This is a genomic window from Streptomyces pathocidini (assembly GCF_001418495.1).
Classification (GTDB): domain Bacteria; phylum Actinomycetota; class Actinomycetes; order Streptomycetales; family Streptomycetaceae; genus Streptomyces; species Streptomyces pathocidini.
The window spans coordinates 1-2,853 of record NZ_LIQY01000559.1 but is presented as its reverse complement, the minus strand read 5'-3'; the positions used below and the strand labels follow the sequence as shown (position 1 = coordinate 2,853).

Here is a 2,853-nt window from a genome sequence, read left to right as displayed (position 1 = left end):
CGCCGTCCCGCGCCGCCCACGCCCTCCGCGACCGGGATCACCCAGGCGCACCTGGTGCACACCCTGGCCGAGGAGCGCCCGCCGGGGTGCGTCGTGGTGGAGGAGGCCCCCGGAACCCGGCCCGTGATGTGCGAGCACCTGCCCAACCTGGGGCCCGAGACCTTCTACACCACGGCCAGCGGCGCGCTGGGACACGGGCTTCCCGCGGCGGTCGGCATCGCGCTGGGCAGGCCGGACGCGCGCGTGGTCGCCGTCGTGGGCGACGGCTCGGCCATGTACGGCATCCAGGCGCTGTGGTCCGCCGCACGACTGCGCGTCGCACTCACCGTCATCGTGGTGAACAACCGCGGTTACGCCACGGTGGACGCCTTCGCCGAGCGGTTCGGCATGGCGAAACCGGTGGGCACGGAGCTCGGTGGACTGGACTTCGCCGCCCTCGCCACCGCCCAGGGGTGCGCGGGCAGCAGGGTCGACGACCCCGCCGCACTCGCACCGGCGCTGCGCGCCGCGCTCACGGCCCCGGGCCCGTACGTGCTGGAGGTCGTGGTGGACCGGTGAACCGGCCGGTCTGCTTGGGCAGGGTCGGCTTGGGCTGGGTCGGCTTGGACTGTGCTGGCTTGGGTCGGTCGGCTTGGGTCGGCTGGGTCGGCTCGACGGTGGCGCCCTACCGCACGGCCAGGCCGCCGTCGGGGCGCAGCACCTCGCCGGTCATGCCCGCCGCCGCGGCGGACGCCAGGAACCGGTAGAGCGGGGCGACCTGTTCGGCCCGCAGCACCACGCCCAGGGGGTTGAGGCCCCGCACCGCCGCCGTGATCTCTTCGGTGCCGCCGAAGACGCGGTCGCCGGCCACGGTGCGCAGTCCGGTCACGACCCCGCCCGGGGCCACGGCGTTGACCCGGACCGAGGGCGCGAGGTCGGCGGCCAGGTGGCGCACCACCCCCAGCGCGGCGTACTTGGCGGCGGTGTACGCGATGCCCGCGCCGTTGCCGCGTACGAGATAGGACGCGTCGGACAGGGTGAAGACCATCGAACCGCCGCTGTCGGCGAGGGGTCCTGCGGCCGCCCGCGCCCCGAGCAGATAGCCGACGACGTCCACGTCGAGGACGTGCCGGGCCACCTCGGCCAGGGCGGCCCCGGCGAGATCGCGCACCCGGATCCCGCCGTCGTGGACCCCGGCGTTGCCGACGAACAGATCCAGCCCCCCGAAGTGAGACAGCGCGGCCTCCACCACCCTGGAGTGCGCGTCGGGGTCGCGTACGTCGCCGACCACCCACCGCACCCGGTCGGCCTCGTGCACCTGGGGAAGGCCGCGTCCCTCGGGAAGGTCGCGGTCGAGCACCGCGACCCGGTAGCCGTGCGCCACGAGGTCGGCCACGACGGCGCGCCCGATCCCGGAGGCACCGCCGGTCACCACCGCGACCGGTCCGCGTTCCGTCCGCCGGCCACCATCGATCGCCATGCCGCTGTCTCCCCCCACTCCTCGCTCCCCTTGTCGCCCCCGACGGTCCCCGCACGGTCACACCGGCGGTGGCTGCCACAGCCCCGTGTCCGGACGGCCCCGCAGACTCGCCGACACTGCTTCGTCGCGCGCCGCCGCCACCCCCCAGCTGTCGCTGGTCTGGGCGTTGGCCGGGTAGACGCGCGGAGTCCACTCGTGATCGGGGTCGATCCGGAGCATGCCGGTCGTGTATTCGGCGACGAACCCCGAAGTCGGCTCCTGGAAATAGGTGAAGGTGTTCGCCCCGACCCCGTGCCTGCCGGGACCCCACAGTGGTGAATATCCCTGCCTCGCCATTGCGCCGGTCGCCCGCATGAATTCATCGATTCCGAGCAATTCGAATGCGACGTGGTTGAGCGACGTGTGGGGTGCGCGGGTGAAAGCGAGCAGGTGGTGAGCCGTTCCGGCGCGAAGGAATACCATGATGTCCTCCACCCAATCGGTCACCTTGAGGCCGAAAACCGATTGGTAGAACGCCAGCGTGGTCGGCAGGTCCGCGGTGTTGAGCACCACGTGGCTGATACCGGTCGGCCTGCTCTCGCCCGGTTCGACGGACCGGAACGCCCGCACCGCCACCCGAGACGACACCTCGACGGTGCGCCCCTCGCAGTCGAGGAACCGGAACCGATATCCGCCCCCCACATCGCCGCAGGTGGCGGGCGGGCTGACGAGGCGGCCGAGCGGGTGGGCCGCCACCCGCTCGGCGATCTCGTCCACGTCGGCGACGGTGGCCGCCGCCAGGCACAGCAGGTCCACCCGGGGCTCGGCGGTGGCCCGTAATCGCAGCACGTGACTTTCCTGGCACCCGGCTCCCAGGAACACCCGGTCCGAATCGGTGGCGACGAGATCCAGTTGCCAGTGCTTCTCGAAGAATTCGCGCGCGGCGCCGATGTCGGGCACGCCGAGTGCCACACTCCGGACATGGGTAATCATCGTGACTTCGCCCCCGGCCTGATCCTTGACGGTTCCCGAAAGACGCTACCGGCCATCCGCGGAAAAGGGGCCATCCATTTCGGCCCTTCTTTGCCGGCGAGGCCGGCCCGATAGCGGATTTTTCCCCGTGCTCGCCGGGCAGCGGGCCGCACGTTCAGCGGGACCCGGTCCGGTACGAGGCGCCGGGGGCAGCCCGCGGACCCCTCGTAACCGACCGGGACGTCGTCACGACCGACCGTTCGACCTCGTCCCGCCCCTCGGGGTCGACGACGGTGGCCCACCCGGTGTGCGCGAGCAGCAGCCGCCGCTGGCCCGCCATCGACACCAGTGCCAGGTCCGCGACCCGGCGCGGGCCGCCGGCGAGGAACGCGGCCTCGTAGAGGGAGAGCGAGAAGTGGCCTCGGCGGGCTGTGCCGTTCTTG

3 protein-coding genes and 1 pseudogene are annotated in these 2,853 nt (G+C 72.6%); 1 reads left to right on the top strand and 3 read right to left on the bottom strand.

The annotated features are described in order from the left end of the window. The coding region (locus tag AOK16_RS22535) for a thiamine pyrophosphate-dependent enzyme (RefSeq protein ID WP_240483702.1) at positions 1 to 558 on the top strand (558 nt) is incomplete at its 5' end. Between the two features lie 106 nt (positions 559 to 664). Here the strand turns inward: AOK16_RS22535 and AOK16_RS22530 are convergent. From AOK16_RS22530 to AOK16_RS22520, 3 genes and pseudogenes are all read right to left on the bottom strand, one after another. Continuing rightward, positions 665 to 1,459, bottom strand: coding sequence for an SDR family oxidoreductase (locus AOK16_RS22530; RefSeq protein ID WP_055473991.1), 795 nt, complete (start codon positions 1,457 to 1,459; stop codon positions 665 to 667). A gap of 57 nt (positions 1,460 to 1,516) precedes the next feature. Continuing rightward, positions 1,517 to 2,431 (bottom strand): VOC family protein, encoded by a 915-nt coding sequence (locus AOK16_RS22525; RefSeq protein ID WP_055473990.1) that lies wholly within the window; start codon positions 2,429 to 2,431, stop codon positions 1,517 to 1,519. Positions 2,432 to 2,657: 226 nt separating this feature from the next. Continuing rightward, positions 2,658 to 2,853, bottom strand: a pseudogene (locus AOK16_RS22520) (TIGR04222 domain-containing membrane protein); the annotation flags it as partial.

What these genes read in the sequence shown, in the direction of transcription:
- AOK16_RS22530 (WP_055473991.1), bottom strand. Translation starts at nt 1,459, where the DNA reads ATGGCGATCGATGGTGGCCGGCGGACGGAACGCGGACCGGTCGCGGTG.
- AOK16_RS22525 (WP_055473990.1), bottom strand. Translation starts at nt 2,431, where the DNA reads ATGATTACCCATGTCCGGAGTGTGGCACTCGGCGTGCCCGACATCGGC.